Source organism: Frankia sp. CeCAU1 (assembly GCF_977971845.1).
The window spans coordinates 1-617 of record NZ_CDWWXA010000135.1; the positions used below are offsets into that span (position 1 = coordinate 1).

A 617-nucleotide genomic window follows, 5' to 3' on the forward strand; every position below is an offset into this window, starting at 1 on the left:
AAGATCGGCTGGTAGCTATTCGTCAGGGCTGGTAGCTACGGTCACGGACGAGTTCAGCGGCGTAGCGGTGCCAGGTGCCCCCAGTCTGCGCGGTCCAGCGGGCGGCGGTGGTCGGGTGCATCGAGAGCATGTCGGCGAGGGCGGCGGTGGGGAGTTCGGCGGCGAGCTGGGTTATTGCGGCGACCGGCGACCGGCGACCGCGGAGACGCCGAGCTTGCGCAGTCGTTCCCCGAGCCGGGCGGGGGTGATCGGTTGTCCGGGGAGCAGGCCTGGGAACAGCCAGCCGGTCGTGCCGGGTGAGCCGACGCCGACGTGGGGACGGCCTTTGTCGCGTAGTCGCGGGACCAGGCTGGCGAGCGGTTCGGGCAGGTGGATGCGTTCGGTGCCGATCTGCAGGTGCACGGTGCCGCCCGGCTGGTGGACCTGGCTGGTTGTGAGCGCGGCGATGCGGGAGAGCTGCTGGCCGTAGAGGAGCAGCAGCGCGCCGGCGACCCGGTCGGTCAGTTCGACGGTGTCGTCGTGCAGGAGCCGGGCGAGCAGCGCGATCCGCTCGTCCTCGCTGGTGGCCGGGCCGGTCGGTCGGGGGCGGGCGGGGACTGTCAGCGTTCGGGTGTGGC

At 72.3% G+C, this 617-nt stretch carries 1 protein-coding gene; it reads right to left on the bottom strand.

Going from position 1 to position 617, the window contains the following annotated elements:
• Positions 1-171: 171 nt before the first annotated feature.
• The coding region (locus AC08OO_RS19155; RefSeq protein ID WP_476618838.1) for a hypothetical protein at positions 172-617 on the bottom strand (446 nt) is incomplete at its 5' end.